This is a genomic window from uncultured Luteimonas sp. (genome assembly GCF_947492465.1).
In the GTDB taxonomy this organism is placed as follows: Bacteria; Pseudomonadota; Gammaproteobacteria; order Xanthomonadales; family Xanthomonadaceae; genus Luteimonas.
The window spans coordinates 409,495-429,195 of the sequence record NZ_CANLNF010000001.1; the positions used below are offsets into that span (position 1 = coordinate 409,495).

Sequence of the window (19,701 nt, forward strand, 5' to 3'; positions counted from 1 at the left end):
CGCTGAGGACAGGCAACCGTGCGCTACGACGCCGAGCCGGCCTACGTCCTGCATGCGCGACCCTGGCGCGAGACCAGCCTGCTGGTCGACGTGCTGACCCGCGCCCACGGCCGTCTCGGCCTGCTCGCCCGCGGCGTGCGCGGACCGCGCAGGCAGGCGCAGTTCGCCGCGCTGCAGCCGCTGCAGCATGTGCGCCTGGCGGCGGTGCAGCGCGGCGAACTGGCCAATCTGGTTTCGGTGGAAGCGCTGGATGCCTCGCCGCTGCTGCCCGGGCATGCCGCGCTGGCCGCGTTCTACGTCAACGAGCTGGTGCTGCGGCTGGCGCCGCGACAGGATCCACACCCCGAGCTCTACGAACGCTACGGGCAGCTGCGTGCGCAACTCCATGATGTCGCGCAACTGGCCTGGAACCTGCGCCGCTTCGAGCGCGACCTGCTGCAGGCGCTCGGCTTCGGCTTTGAACTCGACGTGGACGGCGACGGCATCGCGATCGATCCGGCCGCGCGCTACCGGCTCGATGCCGAGCACGGGCCGCGCCGCGTGCTGGGCGAACGCCTCGGCGAATCGCGCGCACGCTATGCCACCGGCAGTGCGCTGCTGGCCCTGGGCGAGGACCGCCGGCCCGGTCCGGCCGACCTCGACAGCCTGCGCGGCGCGATGCGCGACGTGCTATCGCAGCATCTCGGGGCGCGCGGACTGAAATCGTGGGAGCTGGCCGGTGAACTGGGCAGGCTGTCGCGCGGGGCGGATCAGGCACCCGGCAGCGTGTCCTGAGCCGCGCTTTCGAACCCCTGCAGGACTTCGCCCGCGCCCGGCGACGCGCGCAGTCGCGCGACCGCCGCGCCGAGCCGGGCTGCGCCGACGAAGCCGCAGCCTGCTTCCAGCCGGTGCAACGCCGCACGCAGCGCCTCCAGGTCGCCGGCGGCCGCGGCCGCGACGATGCTGTCGCGCGCGCCCGGCAGTTCGGCCAGGAACAGCCTGCGCATGGCGGCCACGTTGCCGGCGTCGCCTGCCAGCGCCGAAAGCGCCTGTGCGTCGTCCCACACCGCCAGATCGTAGTCCGCGGGCGGTTGTCCAATCCGGTGCGCGCCGGATTCCAGGGGCTCCGCTCCACCGCGGTCGGGTCCCGCCAGCGCGCGCCGGATCGCGGCAAGCCACTCCCCGGCCGGCAGCGGCTTGGCCAGCGTGGCCAGGAAGCCCGCCGCCAGCAGCGCCTGGTGTTCGGCGCGCTCGCGCGAGGCGGTGTGCGCGAGCGCCGGCGTGGATGCGCCGCCCGCGCGCAGCCGCGCCAGCAGTTCGCTGCCGCTGCCGTCGGGCAGGTTGGCGTCGATCAGCCACAGCGCGTGGGCATGGGCGCCGGCCAGCGCGAGCGCTTCGGCCATGCTGGCCGCGGCGTCGACCTGCGCGGGCAGCGATTCGGTCGCCGCCTGCAGGAAGGCGCGGCTCGTAGGGTCGTCCTCGACCAGCAGGATCCGTGGATTCATCGTCGCTCCCCGCGCAGCGGATATGCTCGCCCGATGCCTTGGCGCATCTTAACGCTGTTGCTGCTGGCGCTGGCGGCGGCCCCCGCCGTCGCGCGGACGGCGACCGCGCGCATCGACGCCATCACGTCCGCGGGCGTGGAGCTGCGCGACGTGCGCGTGCGCCTGCACTGGCCGGCGCAGGCGGCGCAGGGCGAACTGCGGATCGAGGCGGCGCGGATCGAAGCGCCGGCGCTGGGTTACCGCTTCACCGGCGTGCGCTGGCAGTGCCCGCTGGCGCGGCAGCAGGGCGAGGCCTGGCGCTGCGAAGGTCCGCTGCGGGGGCAGGGCGGCGCGCCGCTGCATCTGGCGGTGGATCTGTCCCCGGCCAGCACCGATGCGGTGCTGTCTGGCGGTGACGCGCGGCTGGCGCTGCATCGCAATGCGGGCAGCCCAGACGCCACGCAGCTCGAGCTCACCCGCGTGCCGATGCTGTGGGCGCAGGCGCTGCTGGCGCAGGCCTGGGCCGGCGGGCGCCTGGCCGCCGGCACGATGGACGGCACGATCGCGCTGCATGCGCCGGACGCGCGTCCGCTGCAGGTCGAGGGCCGGCTGGCGCTGGCGGGACTGGGCCTGGAGTCGGACGATGGCAGCGTCGCGCTGGGCGATGTCGACGGTACGGTGCGCTTCGATCTGCGCGTGCCGCAGGACGGCGGCATGCTGCTGTCGCTCGACGGCGGGATCGCGCGCGGCGAGGCGCTGTTCGGCAACGCCTATCTCGCACTGGGCGGGCCGCCGGTCGCGTTTGGAATCGATGCGCGGCAGCTGGCCGGTGGCGGCTGGTCCGCGCCGCGGGTCGAGTGGCGCGATGGCGACGCGCTGCAGGCGCAAGGCAGCGCCGAACTCGATGCGCAGGCCAGCCTGCAAAGCCTTGAACTGACCGCCCGCAGCCAGGCGCTTGCCGCCTTGCCCGACCGTTACCTGTCGGGGTGGCTCGGCCTGGCGGGACTGTCGGGACTCGCGCTGGACGGTGCGGCGACCGCGCGCGTGCAGCTCGACGGTGGCCAGCTGCAGGCGCTGGACCTGTCCCTGGACCAGGTCGGCATCTCCGATCCACGCGGACGCTTCCGCATCGAAGGCCTGGAGGGCGACCTGCGCCAGGCGGCCGGCGGCGAGGTCGACAGCGAACTGCGCTGGCGCGGCGGGGCACTCTACGAGCTTGGCTTCGGTCCGGTGCGCCTGCCGCTGCGCAGCGGCTCGGGCACGCTGCGACTGCGCGAGGCCGCCACCCTGGAGATGCTCGGTGGCCAGGTGCGTCTGGAGGACTTCAGCCTGACCCCGCCGCAGGCGGGCGCAGGCCTGCGGGTGGGCTTCGGCCTGGCACTCGACGCACTCGATGTCGGACAGCTCGCCAGCGCCCTGGGCTGGCCGGAGTTCCGCGGCACCCTGTCCGGCCGCATCCCCACTGCACGCTATGCGGACGAGCGGCTGGACTTCGACGGCGGCCTGAGCGTGCACCTGTTCGATGGCCGCATCGACGTGGGTGCGCTGTCGATGGAGCGCCCGTTCGGCGTCGCGCCCACGCTGTCGGCCGACATGTCGCTGCACGACCTCGACCTGCTCGACATCACCGGCGTGTTCGACTTCGGCAGCATCAGCGGGCGCCTGCATGGACGCATCGACGGATTGCGCCTGGTCGACTGGACCGCGACCGCCTTCGACGCTGAGTTCCACACCGAGCCGCGGCGCGGCGTGCGCCAGCGCATCAGCCAGCGCGCGGTGCAGGACATCTCCAGCGTGGGCGACGCGTCCTTCGTGAGCAGCCTGCAGGGACGGCTGATCGGCCTGTTCGACGACTTCGGCTATCGCCGCATCGGCATCGGCTGCCGCCTGGCCAACGAGGTCTGCGCGATGTCCGGTCTGCATTCAGCGGGCAATGGCTTTACTATCGTCGAAGGCGCAGGGGTGCCGCGTCTGCAGGTGGTCGGGTTCAACCGCAACGTCGACTGGCCGACCCTGCTCGAACGCCTGGCCGCGGTCGCCACCGGCGATGTCGCGCCGGTGGTGGACTGAGGTCGCCGCATCGTCATCAACGTCGGGAGTCATCGCATGCGCCGTGTCCTGGGAATCTCGCTGCTGTCGCTGGTGCTGTGCGCCTGCGTGACGATCAACGTCTATTTCCCCGCGGCCGAGGCGCGCGAAGCCGCGCGCGAGTTCGTCGAGAACGTGATAGGCGACGAGGCCGCGCCGGCGCCGGCACCCACGCCCGGCGATGGCGGCATGGCGATGCACCAGCTGCGTTTCGATCCGTGGATGCTGCTGGGCATCGGCAGCGCGCAGGCGCAGGCGCAGCCCGACATCACCATCCGCACGCCGGCCATCCAGGCGATCCAGTCGCGCATGGAATCGCGCTTCGCTTCGGCGCTGCGGCCGCATTTCGATTCCGGCGCGCTGGGCTTCGCCGGCGACGGCACGGTGGTGGTGCGCGATGCGTCCAGGCTGGCGATCAAGGACCGGGTCGCGGTCAATGCCGCCGTGGCCGACGACAACCGCGATCGCAAGGCCGTGTATCGCGAGATCGCCGTGGCCAACGGCCATCCGGAGTGGGAACCGCAGATCCGCGACGTGTTCGCCCGCCAGTGGATCGCGAGTGCACGCCCGGGCTGGTGGTACCAGCAGGGCGGCACCTGGAAGCAGAAGTAGGCGGGACGCCGGGGCGCCAAGCCCGGGCGACGCGGCGGCATCTGCGACAATGTGCGGCCTTCCCGCACGCAGCTGACGACACGTGGCCCGGATCGACCAGACGCCCTTCGAACTCGAGATCAACGACCTGAGCCATGACGGGCGCGGCGTGGCGCGCCGCGAGGGCGGCAAGACCGTGTTCGTCGCCGATGCGCTGCCGGGCGAACGGGTGATGGTGCGCCAGACAGCGCGTTCGCGCAGTTTCGACGAGGCCACCACGCTCGAGGTGCTGCAGGCCTCGCCCGACCGCGTCGAGCCGCGCTGCGCCCATTTCGGCGTGTGCAGCGGCTGCGTGTTGCAGCACCTGGACGAATCGAAGCAGATCCTGGCCAAGCAGCGCGTGCTGCTGGAGAACTTCGAGCGCATCGGCCACGTCGGCCCCGGCGGCGTGCTGCCGCCGCTGACCGGCGGCGCCTGGGGCTACCGCCGCAAGGGCCGGTTCTCGGTGCGCCGCGTGGAGAAGAAGGACAAGACCCTGGTCGGCTTCCGCGAGCGCGATCCGCGCTTCGTCGCCGACCTGCGCGAGTGCCACACCGTGGTGCCCGGGGTTGGCGCCCTGATCGCGCCGCTGTCGGCCCTGGTCGACGGCCTGCAGGCGCGGCGCGACGTGCCGCAGATCGAGTTCATCGTCGGCGATGCGCAGCCCGGCTTCGACGGCGTGGCGCTGGTGTTCCGCCACCTGCAGCCCTTCGGCGAGGCGGACCTGGCGGCGCTGCGCGGGTTCGGAGAACGGCATCGGGTGGCGATCCACCTGCAACCCGGCGGCCTGGATTCGGTGCACGCGCTGTGGCCGGAGCAGCCCTCGCTGTCGTTCCGGCTCGAGCCCTGGGACATCACGTTCGCGTTCCGCCCGCTGGACTTCATCCAGGTCAATGCCCGCCTCAACGAGGACATGATCGCGCGCGCGTTCGAACTGCTGGACCTGCAGCCGACCGACCGCGTGCTCGACCTGTTCTGCGGACTGGGCAACTTCACCCTGCCGATGGCGCGCCTGGTCTCCGAGGCGGTCGGCGTCGAGGGCGAGGCCGGCCTGGTGGCGCGCGCACGCGAGAACGCCGGGAACAACGGCCTGGCGAACGCGGCCTTCCACGCCGCCGACCTCACCCGGGACCAGCGCGGCGCCGCCTGGATGCGGCAGGGCTTCGACAAGCTCCTGCTCGATCCGCCGCGCTCGGGCGCGATCGACGTGCTCAGGCAGTTGCCGCTGGAGCGCTTCGGCCGCATCGTCTATGTCAGCTGCCACCCCGGTTCGCTGGCGCGCGACGCCGGCTATCTGGTCAACGAGCGTGGATGGAAGCTGGCGAGCGCGGGGGTGATGGACATGTTTCCCCAGACCGCGCACGTCGAGAGCATTGCGCTGTTCGTGCGCCCATGAAAGGGCCCGGGCGTGGTGGTGACTGCCTTGCGCGTGGCGACGCGCTCATCATCCGGGCACCCCGGTCTGGATGGAGGCGCGGACATGTTTCCCCAGACCGCGCACGTCGAGAGCATTGCGCTGTTCGTGCGCCCATGAAAGCACCCGGCCGTGGTGGGGACTGCCTTGCGCGTGGCGACGCGTTCATCGTCCGGGCAGCCGGCCTGGATGGTGGCGCGGACATGTTCCCGCAGACCGCGCACGTCGAGTCGATCGCCCTGTTCGGGGAGGCATGACGATGGCCGTCGAGATCGAACGCAAGTTCCTCGTCACCGGCGACGGCTGGCGCGCCGCCGCCCACGCGGTCCTGCCGATGGCACAGGGCTACATCAACGACCTGGGCGCGATGGACAGCGGCGGGCAGAAGGCTTCGGTGCGCGTGCGCATCCAGGGCGAGGCGGCCTTCCTCAACCTCAAGTCGCGCGAGCTGGGGCGCAGTCGGCAGGAGTTCGAGTACCCGGTGCCCGTCGAGGATGCGCGCGCGCTGCTGGCGCTGTGCGTGGGCGGGGTGATCGACAAGCGCCGCCACCTTGTGCGCCACGAGGGACACCTCTGGGAGGTGGACGAGTTCCTCGGCGACAACGCCGGCCTGGTCGTGGCCGAGATCGAGCTGTCCAGCCCCGACGAGCGTTTTGCGCTGCCGGCCTGGGCCGGTCGCGAGGTCACCGACGAATCGCGCTACTACAACCTCGCGCTCGCATCGCATCCCTACGCGCGCTGGAGCGCGGACGAGCGTCGCGGGACGGGCTGAGGGCCATCGCCCGCGGGAGCGCGCTTGCGCGCGAAGGGACATTCGCGACCCGGGTCGCTCCCGCAGCAGCTGCAGCCTTGGCTGCGGCCCGTTCTGCCGCCATGATCGGCGCATGAGAATCGATGTCTGGTCCGACGTGGTCTGCCCCTGGTGCTGGATCGGCAAGCGCCGGCTCGAGCGCGCGCTGGCGCTGCTGGGCGATGCGGCGCCCGAGGTCGAACTGCACTCGCATCCGTTCCTGCTCGACCCCGAGGCCGGATCCGAACCCGTCCCGCTGCGCGAGGCCTATGCGCGGAAGTTCGGTGGCGCCGAGCGCAGCGCGCAGATGCTCGCCAGCACCCAGGCCACGGCGCGCGCGGAAGGACTGCCCTTCGATTTCGATCGCGGCCAGGTGCGGGTGACCACGCTGCCGGCGCACCGGCTGCTGTGGCTGGCCGCGCGCGAGGGCGGTGCAGGACGCGCTGCGGAGGCGCTGTTCCATGCCCATTTCGCCGAAGGCCGGAATCTTGCCGACCCCGGGGTGCTGGTCGCGGCGGGCCAGGCCGCGGGCCTGCCCGAGGCGCGAATCCGCGCCCTGCTCGCCGGCGACGAGGGCGAGGCCGAGGTCCGCGCCCAGGTGGCGCAGGCGCAGGCGATGGGCATCCGCTCGGTGCCGACCTTCGTCATCGACGGCCGCCACGTGGTGCAGGGTGCGCAGCCGCCCGACCTGTTCGCGCAGGCGCTGCGCCGTGCCGGTGCCGTCGCCGCAGCCGCGCCGGAGGCGGGCACCGGCGACGCGGCCTGCGGCCCGGACGGCCGGCGCGCCTGAACCGGCTGGCCGGCGCCAGGACGCCGGGTCGGCGGCCATCTGCGACAATGTCCCGGTGCGCGCCCGCGCACGTGAAGGAGACCCGCGGATGCTCGTGATCGGCCTGGCCGGCATGGAACTCGGCGCGCAGGAGCGCGACTGGCTGCAGAACGACGCCTGTGCCGGCGTGATCCTGTTCAAGCGCAACTTCAGCTCGCGATCGCAGGTGATGGAGCTGTGCGCGTCGATCCGCGAGGCGACCGTGCGTCCGCAGCTGATCTGCGTCGACCAGGAAGGCGGCCGGGTGCAGCGCTTCCAGGACGGCTACAGCGCGCTGCCGCCGCTGCAAGGTTTCGCCGCACTGTATGCGCAGGATCCGCAAGCGGCGCTGGCGCTGGCCGAGGAACACGCCTGGCTGATGGCCAGCGAGATCCGCGCCACCGGCGTGGACCTGAGCTTCGCCCCGGTGGTCGATGTCGGCCACGGCAACCTCGCCATCGGCGACCGCGCGTTCTCCGACGATCCGCAGGTCGTGGCCGAATTCACGCGCGCCTACGTGCGCGGCATGCATTCGGTGGGCATGGCGGCCACGCTCAAGCATTTCCCCGGACACGGCACCGTGCGCGAGGACACGCACTTCGACAATGCGGTGGACAACCGCCCGCTGGACGAGATCCGCGCCCAGGACCTGGTGCCGTTCGTGGCCGGCATCGACGCCGGCGCCGACGCGGTCATGCTCGCGCACGTGGTCTATCCGCAGGTCGCGCCCGAGCCGGCCGGCTATTCGCCACGCTGGATCAACGAGATCCTGCGCGGGGAGATGGGCTTCCGCGGCGTGGTGTTCTCCGACGACATCGGCATGGCGGCGGCGTTCTCGGCCGGCGGCATCAAGGCGCGCGTGGACGCGCACCTGGATGCGGGCTGCGACGTGGTGCTGGTCTGCCACCCGGAACTGGTCGAGGAATCGCTGGCGGCGGTGGAACATCGCAGCCTCAACACCATGGCCCTGGTCGGCCTGCTCGGCCGCGGCGGCCTGGGCTGGGACGGCCTGCTGGCCGATGCGCGCTACAGTGGCGCGCAGGCGCAGCTGGCTGCGCGACTGGGACGCACCGCATGAACGTGCCGAAGCTGTCGGAAATCCTCGACAAGGCCGACCTCCTGTTCGACCGCGACGAGCTCGAGGACGCGGTCGAGGAGATGGCCGACGCGATCCAGCCCGACTACGCCGACGACGAACAGCCGCCGCTGTTCCTCACGGTGATGCACGGCGGCTTGCCGTTCGCGGGTCAGCTGGCGTTCGCGCTGGGCGAGCGCGGGCTCGACCTGGAGTTCGACTACCTGCATGCCACCCGCTACCGCGGCAACACCACCGGTTCGGGACTGGCCTGGCTGCACCGTCCGGCCACGCCGATGCGCGGCCGCCGGGTACTGCTGGTGGACGACATCCTCGACGAGGGCCACACGCTCAAGGCGGTCCGGTACTGGTGCGAGGACCAGGGCGCGGCCGACGTGCGCGTGGCCGTGCTCGCGGTCAAGCAGCACGATCGCTGCGTCGACGGCATCTGTGCCGACTACATGGGCGTGGAAGTGCCGGACCGCTACGTGTTCGGCTACGGCATGGACTTCCACGAGCAGGGCCGCAACCTGCCGGGGATCTACGCGCTCGGCGAGTAACCGGCGCGGGGTTATCCTTCGGCTCCACGCGTCCGGTCCCGATCCGCATGACTCCCGATCCCATCGATCTCGCCGTCGTCGGCGGCACCGGCCTGTATGCGCTCGCCGGGCTGCAGGACATCGAAACCCACCAGCCGGTCACCCGCTACGGCGCGCCGTCAGGGCCGGTGCGCATCGGCAGCCTGGACGGACGCCGGGTGGCGTTCCTCGCGCGCCATGGCGAAGGCCATTCCGTGCCGCCGCACCGGATCAACTACCGCGCCAACCTCGCGGCGCTGCAGGCGCTCGGTGCGAGCCGGGTGCTGGCGCTCAATACCGTCGGCGGCATCGGCGAACGCTTCGGCCCGCGCGTGCTGGCCTGCCCGGACCAGCTGATCGACTACACCTGGGGGCGGATTTCCACGTTCTGCGAGGAGCCCGGAACCGAGGTGCTGCACGTGGATTTCGGCGATCCCTACACGCCGTCGCTGCGCGGGCAGGTGCTGGATGCGGCCCGGATCGCCGGCGTGGCGCTGGTCGATGGCGGCTGCTACGGCGCGACCCAGGGGCCGCGCCTGGAAACCAAGGCCGAAATCGCGCGCATGCGCCGCGATGGCTGCGACCTGGTCGGCATGACCGGGATGCCGGAGGCCGGACTGGCGCGCGAGCTGGGCCTGGAGTACGCCTGCCTGGCGATCGTGGCCAACTGGGCGGCGGGGGCGGGGCCGGATCCGGACGAGGTGATCACGCTGGAGGACGTGCTGGCGAACGTGGCCGCGGCGACTTCCGGCGTGCCGACGCTGATCTCGACACTGTTGCATCGGTGATTGCAACACCCCGGCCGGGTTTGCATACTCGGCGTGCGCGACCGGCCGCCGACCGCGTCCGGGCGGGCGCCACCAGCCATCACGAGGTTTGACGAGTCATGCAATACGGCACAGTGAAGTGGTTCAACGACGCCAAGGGATTCGGATTCATCGCGCCTGAAGACGGCAGCGCCGATGTCTTCGTGCACTACTCGGCGATCGATTCGAAGGGCTTTCGCAGTCTCCAGGAAGGCCAGCGCGTCCAGTATGAAGTCACCCAGGGTCCGAAGGGTGCGCAGGCGGCAGGGGTACAGCCGGTCGTCTGAGTTGCCGGCGACGAGATTTTGAAGCCCCGCCCAGGCGGGGCTTTTTTCTGGCGATCCGCCGGAGAATTTTGCGGCTTGGCTTTCGGGACGCGGGTATGGAGTTCTTGGGGAATGTCTCTGCCTTCGATTGCGGGCGTAGCGAACCGACGGTCCCCGCTGCCGGCAGCAGGCCTGCTCCGCGAATGTCCCCCGGCATCCGCCCGGCGGCGGATGCCTCCTCCTTGATTTCGCCGCGCAGGCCTGCCGGCAGCGGTGGGGCCAGGCTTGCGGATACGCGAAGGGAAGCCGCGATCCCGGCTGCGGCCGTGTTGAACTGCCGAGCGACCTTCCACGGCGGCTGTGGGTGTCCCTGGATGCGAAACCAAGGAGGAGGCGTTGGCCGCAGGCCAGCGCCGAGGGACATGTGCATCCAGGGACACCCGCAGCCGACGCCGCGCGACCGGTACCGCTCGCCCGCTTTTCCAGCGGCTCGCAGCGCGCATCGGTGGGTGCCTGTTCGATGAAGCGTCGCGTCGCCATCGTCGGCTATGGCAGTGCCGGCCAGTGCGCGGCGGTGCTGCTCGAGCGCGACGGCCACCGCGTGGAGGTGTTCGAGCGGGTGCCGCAGCCCGGCCCGGTCGGGGCAGGGTTCCTGCTGCAGCCCAGCGGACTGCAGGTGCTGTGGCGGATGGGGCTGCTGCCGCAGGTGCTGGCGCATGGCGCCGTGGTCGAGCGGCTGTTCGGCGACACGCCCTGCGGGCGCGCGGTGATGGAGATGCGCTACGACGGGCTCGATCCGCGCCTGGCCGGCATCGGCCTGCAGCGCGGCGCGCTGTTCTCGATCCTCGCCAGCGCCTTCGAAGGTCGCGGCGGCGTGCGCGCGGGCCTGGCGATCACCCGGCTGGAGGACGACGGACGGGTGCTGGTCGATGCCGGCGGCGGTCGGCACGGCCCCTACGACCTGGTGGTGGTCGCCGATGGCGCGGCCTCGCTGCTGCGCGGCCATGCCGGTCGCGTGCGCCTGGACAAGCCCTATCCCTGGGGCGCGCTGTGGTGCCTGCTGCCGTCATCGGGCTGGCCGCACCTGCGTGAGCTGCGCCAGCGCTATGTCGCCGCGCGGCGCATGATCGGGCTGCTGCCGGTTGGCACGCGCCCGGACGACGACACGCACCGGCTGAGCTTCTTCTGGAGCCTGCCCACCGCCGCCTTCAATGCCTGGCAGCAAGGGGGCATCGATGCCTGGAAGGCCGAGGTGCTGGCGCTGTGGCCGGAAATCGCGCCGCTGCTGCACGGCCTGTGCGCGCCGACGCAGCTGGCCCGCGCCAGCTACCGCGATACCGTGGTCACGCAGTGGCATCGCGGGCATGCGGTGCTGATCGGCGACGCCGCGCATGCCATGAGTCCGCAACTGGGGCAGGGCGTGAACATGGCGCTGCTGGACGCGATGGCACTGGCCTCGGCGCTGCGTGCGCGCGGCCCGGTGCAGGATGCGCTGCAGCAACTGCAGCGCGAGCGTCGCCGCCACGTCGCCATCTACCAGCTGTGGAGCCGCTGGCTGACGCCGATGTTCCAGTCCGACCTCGACACGGTGGCGCGCCTGCGCGACCTGGCGCTGCGTCCCGCCGGCCTGCTGCCGCCGGGCAGGACGCATATGCTGCGGGTGCTGAGCGGCACGCAGCAGGGGCTGTTCGGCCGGATCGCGCTCGACGAGGCCTTCGCCGACGCACTGGCCGAGGGCGCCGGCCTGCGCACATGAGGACAGGAGGGCAGGATGAGCGGATCGGCCACGCACAGCGTCGACAACCAGCCGCCGGAGTTCGCGCCGCGCGACCTTTGGCGCGATGACCGCGCGCTGCGCGAGGCGCTGCGGCGCGAAGGCGCGACCGGCTTCACCGATGCGGTCGCCGCCTACGGGGCGCTGACCGGGAGTGAGCTGCTGGCGCTGTCGTTCGATGCGCACCGGGACCGTCCGCGCCTGCGCAGCCACGACCGCTACGGTCATCGCATCGACACGGTCGAATTCCATCCGCACTACCACCGCATCCTGCAGGCCGCGATCGGCCATGGCGTGGCGGGGCTGTCCTGGGCGCAGCCGCAGCCCGGCGCGCACGTCGCGCGCGCGGCGCTGGCCTACCTGCACTACCAGGTCGAACCTGGCAGCAGCTGTCCGCTGACGATGACCCATGCCGCGGTGCCGGTGCTGGCGGGCACGGCGTCGCTGGGCGAGTGGCGCGCGAAGGTCGCGGCCTGCCGCTACGATCCGCGCGACCTGCCCATCGCCGACAAGCACGGCGTCACCCTGGGCATGGGCATGACCGAGAAGCAGGGCGGCAGCGACGTGCGCGCCAACACCACCACCGCCACGCCGCTGGCGGGCGCCGACGACTACGTGCTGCGCGGGCACAAGTGGTTCTTTTCCGCGCCGATGAGCGATGGCTTCCTGGTGCTGGCGCAGGCGCCGGCCGGGCTGACCTGCTTCCTGATGCCGCGGCGGTTGCCGGACGGCGCACTCAATGGCTTCCGGCTGATGCGGTTGAAGGACAAGCTGGGCGACTGGAGCAACGCGTCGTCGGAAATCGAGTTCGACGCGGCGATCGTGCAGCGCGTCGGCGACGAGGGCCGCGGCGTGGCGACGATCATCCAGATGGTGATGCTCACGCGACTGGACTGCATGCTCGGGTCGGCGGGGCTGATGCGCATGACGCTGGCGCAGGCGCTGCACCACTGCCGGCACCGCAAGGTGTTCGGCCGGGCGCTGATCGACCAGCCGCTGATGCGCAACGTGCTGGCCGACCTCGCCATCGAGGCCGAGGCGGCGCTTGCGCTGTCGATGCGGGTGGCACGCGCGGTCGACGCGGCGCCGCACGATCCGGGCGAGGCGGCGTTCGCGCGCATCGCCACCGCGATCGGCAAGTACTGGATCTGCAGGCGCGCGCCGGCCTTCGCCAGCGAGGCGCTGGAATGCCTGGGCGGCGCGGGCTACGTGGAGGAATCGCTGCTGCCGCGGCTGTACCGGCAGGCGCCGCTGAACTCGATCTGGGAGGGCAGCGGCAACATCCAGTGCCTGGACGTGCTGCGCGCCCTGTCGCGCGAACCGGAAGCGGGCGACGCGCTGCTGGCACGGCTCGACGCGGCGGCCGGTCGCGACGCGGATTTCGATGCCGCGCTGGGGCAGTTGCGCGACGCGCTCGCGGCCGCTCCGGTGGAAGCGGGCACGCGTCGGCTGGTCGAGACGATGGCGCTGCTGCTGCAGGCGGCGGTGCTGCTGTGCGCGGACAGTCCGCTGGCGGGCGCGTTCTGCCGCAGCCGGCTGCGCGGACGCGGCGTGGGCATGTTCGGGACGCTGGATCCACAGCTGGAGTTCGGACCGCTGTTGGCGCGGGCGATGGGGGCGTGACCTTCGGTGTGACGGTGGGTGTGCCTGATTCGCCTTCTGATCCTTGCGCGGTGCGTGGTTCCTCACAGGGGCGGAGAGGATGCGGTGCGTCCAGCCCAGCGTGTCGGAGCGGCTGGTGTTCCTTCGGGATGATGGATGCTGGCTTGTTCTTTCGCGACCGGAAGGTCTCGCCGTGTCCGGCAGGCCGGCTCCACGAATGTCCTCCGGCATGCGCCTGCAGGCGCATGCCTCCCCCCTGATTTCGCTGCGCAGGCCCGCCGGACACGGCGAGCTCGGCTCCGGATGGGGTCGGGACCGGCGTCCTTCACTACCCAGGCGTGGCCTGCTCGCTGACGGCCGCGGGTTGCGGGATGGGATTCGAGGAAGCCCGCCGTGCTGCCGGGGTAGTCAGGGGCGGCCGGGAACTGTCGCCTGGTGTTCCGGAAGCTGCACGGTGCGCGAATCGCCGGCGACAAGGGCCGGCCGCGGACGTTGCCTCCGCGGCCGGCGGGTATCGCCTGCCACCTATCTGGACAGGAACGCCAGCAGGTCCTGGTTGAGCCGGTCCTTGTGGGTGTCGGTGATGCCGTGCGGCGCGCCGGGGTAGAGGATCACTTCGGCGTGCGCGACGTGGCGCGGCACCAGTTGGGCCGACATCGCCGGCGGCACGATCCGGTCGTCGCCGCCATGGATCACCAGGGTCGGCACGTCGAACTTGGCCAGGTCGCCGCGGAAGTCGGTGGCCGAGAACGCCGCGATCGATTCGTAGGTGTTCCTGTGTCCGGCCTGCATGCCCTGGCTGTAGAAGTTCTGGACCAGGCCCTGGTTCGGCGTCGCGCCGGGCTTGTCGAAGCCGAAGAACGGGCCCGAGGCGATGTCGAGGTACTGCTGCGCTCGGTTTTCCTGCGCGGCCTTGCGGAAGCCGTCGAACAGTTCGATGGGCGCCCCGTCGGGGTTGTCGTCGGTGCGCAGCATGAAGGGCGTGACCGCACCGACCAGCACCGCCTTCTTCACCCGTGCGGTGCCGTGGCGGCCGATGTAGCGCGCCACTTCGCCGCCGCCGGTGGAGAAGCCGACCACGGTGACATCGCGCAGGTCGAGCGCGGCGATCACGGCGGCCAGGTCGTCGGCGTAGTGGTCCATGTCGTTGCCGTCCCACGGCTGGCTGGAGCGGCCGTGGCCGCGGCGGTCGTGGGCGACGACGCGGTAGCCCTTCCCGGCCAGGAACAGCATCTGCGACTCCCAGCTGTCCGAGCTCAGCGGCCAGCCGTGGCTGAAGGTGACCACCGGGCCGTCCTTCGGGCCCCAGTCCTTGTAGTAGAGGCGGACCTTGTCGCGGGTGACGATGTAGCTGCCGTCGACGGCGGCGGCGCGCGCGGCCGCCTGGAGGTTGGCGGCGTCTGGTTGCCCGGCGTGGGCCCCGCTGGCATGGACGGCGAGGGCGAGCAGGCTGGTGGCGAGGGTGCGGCGGAACAGATTCATGACGGGTCCTTGATCGAAGCGGTAGGAGGGGCGATGCGGCTGCGGGGTCGCGTCAGTCGGCGATCGACAGCGAGACGTCGATGTTTCCGCGGGTGGCGTTGGAGTAGGGGCAGACGATGTGGGCCTGCTCGATCAGCGCCTGCAGCGTGGCGCGGTCGACGCCGGGGGCGGACACCGTGAGCGCGGCCTCGATGCCGAAGCCGGTCGGGATCCGGCCGATGCCGACGCGTCCGCTGACGCTGGTCGATTCGGGCAGCGCGACCTTCTGGCGACCGGCGACGAACTTCAGGGCGCCGAGGAAGCAGGCCGAATAGCCGGCGGCGAACAGCTGTTCGGGATTGGTGCCGGGGCCGCCGGCGCCGCCCAGCTCGCGTGGGGTGGACAGCTGCACGTCGAGCGCGCCGTCCTCGGAACGGGCGCGTCCTTCGCGGCCGCCGCTGGCGACGGCGGTGGCGGTGTAGAGGATCGTGTCGATGGCCATGGGGCAACTCCTGTCGGTGGTGGGTGACCGGGGTGCGTCCCCGGTGAACGCCACTTTGGACGCCTCGTCCGGACCATTGGTGATGTAAAGTCCGAAAAACTTGACCGGGAGTATTCGATTGGCTGACAGGCTTGCCGCGCTCATGGCGCATTTCCCGGTCGCCGCGCAGGTGTTCAACGCCGGGCCGCTGTGCGGGATCAATGCGGTCGAGGACGACGGCCGGCACGGCCAACTGCACCTGGTGCGCGAAGGCGTGGTCGACGTGGTGCACGGTCGCGACGCGCTGCGCATCGATCGGCCGTCGCTGCTGCTGTATCCACGTCCGCTCGCGCACCGCTTCGTCACCGATCCGGTGCGCGGCGCGGACATGGTTTGCGCGCATCTGTCCTTCGAGGGTGGCGCCGGCAATCCGATCGCCATTTCGTTGCCGCCGCTGGTCTGCCTGCCGCTGGCGGAAATTGCCGGTGCGGAGCCGGTGCTGGATCTGCTGTTCGAGGAAGCGTTCGAGCAGCGCTGCGGGCGCGTGGCGCTGGTGGAGCGCCTTTTCGAGGTGGTGATGATCCAGGTGCTGCGACAACTGATGGAGCAGGGCGGCATCAGCGGCGGCATGCTCGCGGGCCTGTCCCATCCGCGCCTGCGTGGCGCCCTGGTGGCGATGCACGAATCGCCCGCGCGCCCCTGGACGCTCGATGCGCTGGCGCGCGAAGCGGGCATGTCGCGCAGCGTGTTCGCCGCCGCGTTTCGCGACACGGTGGGCATCACGCCCGGGCACTACCTGCAGGAATGGCGGATCGGGCTGGCGCAGCAGGCACTGCGGCGCGGCCGGCCGCTCAAGGCGGTGGCGGCCGACGTGGGCTACGGCAGCGAGGCGGCACTGTCCCGCGCGTTCAGGGCGAGCACGGGACGCTCGCCGCGCGAGTGGCGCAGGCAGCTGACGGAGGACGGGTCCGCGTAGCAGGCGTGGGCGCCCGTCCTAGGGCGGACTGGCGCCCCGCACCTCCGCGTAGGCCCCGGTCACCGCCCGCATCGCCGCGAGGTAGGGGCCGGGACCGTGGCTCACGCGCGCGACGCCGAGCCGGGCCAATGCATCGAACGCGGGGCAGCCGGGCACCCACATGATGTTGACCGGCACCGGCGACCCCTGCACCACGCGCTCGATCAGCGCGGGTGTGACCAGCCCCGGCACGAACAGCCCATTGGCGCCGGCGGCGGCATAGTCCCGTGCACGCGCCAGCGCCTCGTCCACCAGGGCGGCATCGTGCGTATCGGCGGGTCGCTGCAGGAACAGGTCGGTGCGGGCGTTGATGAAGAACGGCAACCCTGCGACGTCGGCGGCCGCGCGCACCTGCGCGAGCCGCGCGGCTTGGTCCTCCAGCGGGCGCAGGCCCGACGCCAGTCCGTCCTCGAAATTGCCGCCGACCGCGCCGGCCGCGATGGCGCGCGCCACGGTGTCGGCCGGATTGTCGTAGCCGCGTTCCAGGTCCACCGTCAGCGGCAGCCCGCTCACCCTCGCGATCCGGGCGACAGTCTCAAGCGTCGCCTCCAGCGGCAGCTGTTCGCCATCGGGCAGGCCGTGCGCGGCAGCCACCGACCAGCTGCTGGTGGCCAGCGCCTCCGCGCCGCAGCCGGCGATGGTCTTCGCGCTGCCCGCGTCCCAGGCGTTGAACAGCAGCAATGGCCGGGGACCCTGGTGCAGGGCGTGGAGGCGACGTGCGAGCGGGGTGCGGGGATGCATGGCGTGGCTCCGGGCCGTGTGGTTGCGGCGCAGGCTGCGCGCACGGCGTGCGGGCGGCAATGACGCGCAGGTCATGGCGGCCGGGTGGCGGGCGGCCGTATCCTCGCGGCATGGACGGCGCGCGCCAGCGACACAGCAGCGATCTCGTGCCGATGGCGGTTGGTGCGCGGCTGCGCGAGTGGCGCAATGCACGGCACCTGAGCCAGCTCGATCTGGCACTCGCCGCCGACGTCTCTGCCCGCCACCTGAGCTGCATCGAAACCGGCAAGTCGCGGCCCGGACGCGAGCTGCTGGCACGGCTGGCCGACGCGCTGGAACTGCCGCTGCGCGAGCGCAACGCGCTCCTGCTCGACGCGGGCTTCGCGCCGCAGTTTCCCGAGACCGCGCTCGGCGCGCCGGTGCTGGCGCGCATCGACCAGGCCATCGACGCGATCCTCGCCCAGCAGTCGCCGTACCCGGCGTTCCTGATCAACCGCCGCTGGGACGTGCTGCGCGCCAATGACGCCGCCATGCGCGTCAACCGGCTGATGCTCGGCGGCCGCGACAGCGCGCACGCCAACATCATGCGCCAGTTCTTCGACCCGGCCGACCTGCGCGAGGCGATCGCCAACTGGGAGGAGGTGGCGGGCGAACTGATCCGGCACCTGCACGAGCAGGTCGCCGCGGCGCCCGGCGACCGCGTCGCGGCCGGGCTGCTGCAGGAGATGCTGTCGTATCCGGGCGTGCCTGCGCGCTGGCGCCTGCGCGACCTGTCCTACCCGCTGTCGCCGCTGCTGACGACCGTCCTTCGCAGGGATGGGATCGAGTTGCGCTTCTTCTCGACCATCACCACCTTCGCCATGCCGCGCGACATCACCCTGGACGAGTTGCACATCGAGTGCTGCTTCCCGATGGACGATGCGACCGCAGCCCACTGCCGCGCGCTGGCGGCGGCCACGGACGGAGCGGACGCCCGCGGCCTCAGTCGATGAACTGCAGCCGCGCCAGCTCGGCGTAGAGCCCGCCCTGCGCAAGCAGCTGCTCGTGGGTGCCCTGGGCCACGATGCGGCCCTGGTCCATCACCACGATGCGGTCGGCCTTGAGGATGGTGGCCAGGCGGTGCGCGATCACCAGCGTGGTGCGGCCTTCCATCAGGTGTTCCAGGGCGGTCTGTACCGCACGCTCGCTCTGCGCGTCGAGCGCCGAGGTGGCCTCGTCGAGCAGCAGGATCGGCGCATCGCGCAGCAGCGCGCGGGCGATCGCGATGCGCTGCTGCTGGCCGCCGGACAGACGCGCGCCGCGTTCGCCCAGCTGTTCGTCGTAACCTGCGGGCAGGGCGCGGATGAATTCGTGCGCCTCGGCCGCGGACGCGGCGGCCTCGACGTCTGCGTCGCTGGCGCCGAGCCGGCCATAGCGGATGTTGTCGCGCGCGCTGGCGGCGAAGATCGCCGGCTGCTGCGGGACCAGCGCGATCGCCTCGCGCAGCGCCACCGGATCGAGCGTGGCCACGTCGATGCCATCGACGGTGATCGTGCCCGACTGCGGATCGTGGAAGCGCAGCAGCAGCGCCAGCACCGTGCTCTTGCCGGCGCCCGACGGCCCGACCAGCGCCACCGTTTCGCCAGGCGCCACGTCCAGGCTGAAGCCATGCAGCGCCGGTGCATCGGGCCGCGAGGGATAGTGGAACGAGACGTCGTCCAGGTGCAGGGCGCCGCGCAGCGGCCGCGGCAGCGAGGCCGGATGCGCGGGCGCGACGATGCCGCTGCGCTCGCCCAGTAGTTCGCTGATCCGGCCCATGCCGCCGGCCGCGCGCTGCAGTTCGTTCCACACTTCGGCCAGCGCGCCTACCGAACCGGCGCCCAGCAGGGCATACAGCACGAACTGGCCCAGCGTGCCGGCGGTCATGTCGCCGCGGATCACGTCGTGCGCGCCCGACCACAGCACCAGGATGATCGCGCCGAAGATCAGCGAGATCGCCACCGCGGTGACCAGCGACTGCACGCCGATGCGCCGGCGCGCGGTCGCCACCGATAGCGCCACCGCATCGGTGAAGCGTCCGCGTTCGTACTCCTCGCGCGCGTGCGACTGCACCGTGCGGATCGCGCCCAGCGATTCGGCGGCGAGCGAGTTGGCATCCGCCACGCGGTCCTGGGCCTGGCGCGAGATCTTCTGCAGCCGGCGTCCGCCCAGCACCAGCGGCAGCACGAACAGCGGGATGCCCACCAGCGCCCACACCGCCAGCTTCGGGCTGGTGACCACCAGCATCACCACGCTGCCCAGCACGGTGACCACGCTGCGCAGGGCCACCGACATGGTGGAGCCGATCACGCTGCGCAGCAGTTCGGTGTCCGCGCTCAGGCGCGAGACCAGCTCGCCGCTGCGACTGCGCTCGAAGAACGCCTGGTCCAGCCCGACCAGGTGCCCGTACAGTCGGTTGCGCAGGTCGGCCACCACGCGCTCGCCCAGCAGCGAAACGAAGAAGAAGCGGGCCGCGGTGGCGAAGGCCAGCGCGAGCGCCACCAGCAGCACCATGGCGAAGGTCGCGTCGATGTTGCTGCCGCTGCTGAAGCCCTGGTCGATCACGTGGCGCACGGCGACCGGCAGCGCGAGCGTCGCGCTGGAGGAGGCCGCTAGCGCCACCAGCCAGGCCGCGAACAGCTTCTTCTGGCGCATGACGAAGGGCCACAGCGTGCGCAGCGATCCGATCGGAGCCTTGCCGGCGCCGGACGC

Annotated in this window: 20 protein-coding genes; 15 read left to right on the forward strand and 5 right to left on the reverse strand. The window is 71.8% G+C overall.

What is annotated here, in order from left to right; translation table 11 throughout:
- Positions 1-18: 18 nt before the first annotated feature.
- Positions 19-774 (forward strand): DNA repair protein RecO, encoded by a 756-nt coding sequence (gene recO, locus Q0863_RS01835; RefSeq protein WP_298574017.1) that lies wholly within the window; start codon positions 19-21, stop codon positions 772-774.
- Here the strand turns inward: recO and Q0863_RS01840 are convergent.
- Entirely contained in the window at positions 750-1,484 is a 735-nt protein-coding gene (locus tag Q0863_RS01840; protein WP_298574025.1) for a response regulator, read from the reverse strand. The two genes, recO and Q0863_RS01840, sit on opposite strands and share 25 nt — an antisense overlap.
- A 33-nt stretch (positions 1,485-1,517) precedes the next feature.
- On the opposite strand from Q0863_RS01840, the gene Q0863_RS01845 reads away from it, so the two are divergent.
- The 12 genes from Q0863_RS01845 to Q0863_RS01900 all read left to right on the forward strand — a co-directional run bounded on the left by Q0863_RS01845 (position 1,518) and on the right by Q0863_RS01900 (position 13,315).
- Complete coding sequence (locus Q0863_RS01845) at positions 1,518-3,533, forward strand: hypothetical protein (protein WP_298574031.1); 2,016 nt, start codon at positions 1,518-1,520, stop codon at positions 3,531-3,533.
- 36 nt (positions 3,534-3,569) lie between these two features.
- Complete coding sequence (locus Q0863_RS01850) at positions 3,570-4,163, forward strand: YdbL family protein (RefSeq protein WP_298574040.1); 594 nt, start codon at positions 3,570-3,572, stop codon at positions 4,161-4,163.
- Between the two features lie 82 nt (positions 4,164-4,245).
- Entirely contained in the window at positions 4,246-5,577 is a 1,332-nt protein-coding gene (rlmD, locus tag Q0863_RS01855; RefSeq protein WP_298574062.1) for a 23S rRNA (uracil(1939)-C(5))-methyltransferase RlmD, read from the forward strand.
- 134 nt (positions 5,578-5,711) lie between these two features.
- Entirely contained in the window at positions 5,712-5,852 is a 141-nt protein-coding gene (locus Q0863_RS01860; RefSeq protein WP_298574070.1) for a hypothetical protein, read from the forward strand.
- A gap of 2 nt (positions 5,853-5,854) precedes the next feature.
- Positions 5,855-6,367 (forward strand): CYTH domain-containing protein, encoded by a 513-nt coding sequence (locus tag Q0863_RS01865; protein WP_298574078.1) that lies wholly within the window; start codon positions 5,855-5,857, stop codon positions 6,365-6,367.
- A gap of 112 nt (positions 6,368-6,479) precedes the next feature.
- Positions 6,480-7,175: a DsbA family oxidoreductase gene (locus Q0863_RS01870; protein ID WP_298574086.1), complete on the forward strand. Its 696-nt coding sequence runs from the start codon at positions 6,480-6,482 to the stop codon at positions 7,173-7,175.
- An 88-nt stretch (positions 7,176-7,263) separates the two neighbouring features.
- A complete protein-coding gene (gene nagZ / locus Q0863_RS01875) occupies positions 7,264-8,271 on the forward strand; it encodes a beta-N-acetylhexosaminidase (protein ID WP_298574094.1) in 1,008 nt (335 codons plus the stop codon).
- Positions 8,268-8,828 (forward strand): hypoxanthine-guanine phosphoribosyltransferase, encoded by a 561-nt coding sequence (locus Q0863_RS01880; RefSeq protein WP_298574102.1) that lies wholly within the window; start codon positions 8,268-8,270, stop codon positions 8,826-8,828. The genes nagZ and Q0863_RS01880 overlap by 4 nt, the downstream gene beginning before the upstream one ends.
- Before the next feature lie 47 nt (positions 8,829-8,875).
- A complete protein-coding gene (locus tag Q0863_RS01885; RefSeq protein WP_298574110.1) occupies positions 8,876-9,634 on the forward strand; it encodes an S-methyl-5'-thioinosine phosphorylase in 759 nt (252 codons plus the stop codon).
- A 98-nt stretch (positions 9,635-9,732) separates the two neighbouring features.
- On the forward strand, positions 9,733-9,939 hold the full coding sequence (locus tag Q0863_RS01890; RefSeq protein ID WP_298574132.1) for a cold-shock protein: 207 nt from the start codon (positions 9,733-9,735) through the stop codon (positions 9,937-9,939).
- Positions 9,940-10,438: 499 nt separating this feature from the next.
- Complete coding sequence (locus tag Q0863_RS01895; protein WP_298574140.1) at positions 10,439-11,674, forward strand: NAD(P)/FAD-dependent oxidoreductase; 1,236 nt, start codon at positions 10,439-10,441, stop codon at positions 11,672-11,674.
- 15 nt (positions 11,675-11,689) lie between these two features.
- The gene (locus tag Q0863_RS01900) at positions 11,690-13,315 is read left to right on the forward strand and encodes an acyl-CoA dehydrogenase family protein (RefSeq protein ID WP_298574157.1); all 1,626 of its coding nucleotides are present in this window, start codon (positions 11,690-11,692) and stop codon (positions 13,313-13,315) included.
- Positions 13,316-13,819: 504 nt separating this feature from the next.
- Here the strand turns inward: Q0863_RS01900 and Q0863_RS01905 are convergent.
- Together Q0863_RS01905 and Q0863_RS01910 are read right to left on the reverse strand one after the other, a co-directional pair.
- A complete protein-coding gene (locus Q0863_RS01905) occupies positions 13,820-14,776 on the reverse strand; it encodes an alpha/beta hydrolase (protein ID WP_298574162.1) in 957 nt (318 codons plus the stop codon).
- Between the two features lie 52 nt (positions 14,777-14,828).
- The gene (locus Q0863_RS01910) at positions 14,829-15,257 is read right to left on the reverse strand and encodes an organic hydroperoxide resistance protein (protein WP_298574170.1); all 429 of its coding nucleotides are present in this window, start codon (positions 15,255-15,257) and stop codon (positions 14,829-14,831) included.
- A 118-nt stretch (positions 15,258-15,375) separates the two neighbouring features.
- On the opposite strand from Q0863_RS01910, the gene Q0863_RS01915 reads away from it, so the two are divergent.
- Positions 15,376-16,212, forward strand: coding sequence for an AraC family transcriptional regulator (locus Q0863_RS01915; protein ID WP_298574189.1), 837 nt, complete (start codon positions 15,376-15,378; stop codon positions 16,210-16,212).
- Positions 16,213-16,230: 18 nt separating this feature from the next.
- Here the strand turns inward: Q0863_RS01915 and Q0863_RS01920 are convergent, their stop codons facing one another.
- On the reverse strand, positions 16,231-16,992 hold the full coding sequence (locus Q0863_RS01920) for an isocitrate lyase/phosphoenolpyruvate mutase family protein (protein ID WP_298574196.1): 762 nt from the start codon (positions 16,990-16,992) through the stop codon (positions 16,231-16,233).
- Between the two features lie 152 nt (positions 16,993-17,144).
- On the opposite strand from Q0863_RS01920, the gene Q0863_RS01925 reads away from it, so the two are divergent.
- Positions 17,145-17,963, forward strand: a complete 819-nt coding sequence (locus tag Q0863_RS01925; protein ID WP_298575843.1) for a helix-turn-helix transcriptional regulator — start codon at positions 17,145-17,147, stop codon at positions 17,961-17,963.
- Here Q0863_RS01925 and Q0863_RS01930 read toward each other — a convergent pair.
- Positions 17,953-19,677, reverse strand: coding sequence for an ABC transporter transmembrane domain-containing protein (locus Q0863_RS01930; protein WP_345780510.1), 1,725 nt, complete (start codon positions 19,675-19,677; stop codon positions 17,953-17,955). The genes Q0863_RS01925 and Q0863_RS01930 overlap by 11 nt on opposite strands.
- Between the last annotated feature and the right edge of the window lie 24 nt (positions 19,678-19,701).

Coding starts and splice junctions, on each gene's coding strand:
- Q0863_RS01840 (WP_298574025.1), bottom strand. CDS start 1,484: ATGAATCCACGGATCCTGCTGGTCGAGGACGACCCTACGAGCCGCGCC.
- Q0863_RS01845 (WP_298574031.1), top strand. CDS start 1,518: ATGCCTTGGCGCATCTTAACGCTGTTGCTGCTGGCGCTGGCGGCGGCC.
- Q0863_RS01850 (WP_298574040.1), top strand. CDS start 3,570: ATGCGCCGTGTCCTGGGAATCTCGCTGCTGTCGCTGGTGCTGTGCGCC.
- Q0863_RS01860 (WP_298574070.1), top strand. CDS start 5,712: ATGAAAGCACCCGGCCGTGGTGGGGACTGCCTTGCGCGTGGCGACGCG.
- Q0863_RS01865 (WP_298574078.1), top strand. CDS start 5,855: ATGGCCGTCGAGATCGAACGCAAGTTCCTCGTCACCGGCGACGGCTGG.
- Q0863_RS01870 (WP_298574086.1), top strand. CDS start 6,480: ATGAGAATCGATGTCTGGTCCGACGTGGTCTGCCCCTGGTGCTGGATC.
- nagZ (WP_298574094.1), top strand. CDS start 7,264: ATGCTCGTGATCGGCCTGGCCGGCATGGAACTCGGCGCGCAGGAGCGC.
- Q0863_RS01880 (WP_298574102.1), top strand. CDS start 8,268: ATGAACGTGCCGAAGCTGTCGGAAATCCTCGACAAGGCCGACCTCCTG.
- Q0863_RS01885 (WP_298574110.1), top strand. CDS start 8,876: ATGACTCCCGATCCCATCGATCTCGCCGTCGTCGGCGGCACCGGCCTG.
- Q0863_RS01890 (WP_298574132.1), top strand. CDS start 9,733: ATGCAATACGGCACAGTGAAGTGGTTCAACGACGCCAAGGGATTCGGA.
- Q0863_RS01895 (WP_298574140.1), top strand. CDS start 10,439: ATGAAGCGTCGCGTCGCCATCGTCGGCTATGGCAGTGCCGGCCAGTGC.
- Q0863_RS01900 (WP_298574157.1), top strand. CDS start 11,690: ATGAGCGGATCGGCCACGCACAGCGTCGACAACCAGCCGCCGGAGTTC.
- Q0863_RS01905 (WP_298574162.1), bottom strand. CDS start 14,776: ATGAATCTGTTCCGCCGCACCCTCGCCACCAGCCTGCTCGCCCTCGCC.
- Q0863_RS01910 (WP_298574170.1), bottom strand. CDS start 15,257: ATGGCCATCGACACGATCCTCTACACCGCCACCGCCGTCGCCAGCGGC.
- Q0863_RS01920 (WP_298574196.1), bottom strand. CDS start 16,992: ATGCATCCCCGCACCCCGCTCGCACGTCGCCTCCACGCCCTGCACCAG.
- Q0863_RS01925 (WP_298575843.1), top strand. CDS start 17,145: ATGGCGGTTGGTGCGCGGCTGCGCGAGTGGCGCAATGCACGGCACCTG.